The 461-nt window shown below is 57.3% G+C and carries 1 protein-coding gene; it reads left to right on the top strand.

Annotated elements, in window-relative coordinates:
* Nucleotides 1–461 (top strand): SDR family NAD(P)-dependent oxidoreductase (locus ICW23_RS18795; protein WP_188154923.1); only part of this gene is annotated, 461 nt, incomplete at both ends.

Genomic DNA, 461 nt, shown 5'->3' on the forward strand with positions numbered 1-461 from the left:
CCTCTCAAAGCGGCGCCGTTCCGTGGAAAGACGAAGGGGTTTACCTCCTCACCGGGGGAGCGGGCGGCATCGGATTGATTTTCGCTGAAGAAATAGCCTCCCGCGTCAAAAACGCCGTCCTCGTATTAACGGGAAGGGCGGAAGCGCTTGATGAAGACCGCTCCGCCCGCTTACGGCGCTTGGAAGCGTCAGGTGCCCGCGTATTGTATCAACCGGTTGACGTGACAGACAGGGCGGCGGTCATCGCCCTCGTCCGCGGCATACAGGAGGAGCACGGAAGACTCGACGGGATCATTCACGGCGCCGGCGTGATCGCTGACAACTACATTCTGAACCAGACAGAAAACGAACGGAAGACCGTCATGGCGCCGAAAGTGAAAGGGCTTATCAATCTTGATGAAGCAGCGAAAGATGTGCGGCTGGACTTTTTCATTCTGTTTTCTTCCTTGGCGGGAGGCATA

Source organism: Bacillus sp. 1021 (genome assembly GCF_014534735.1).
Taxonomy (GTDB): domain Bacteria; phylum Bacillota; class Bacilli; order Bacillales; family Bacillaceae; genus Bacillus; species Bacillus siamensis.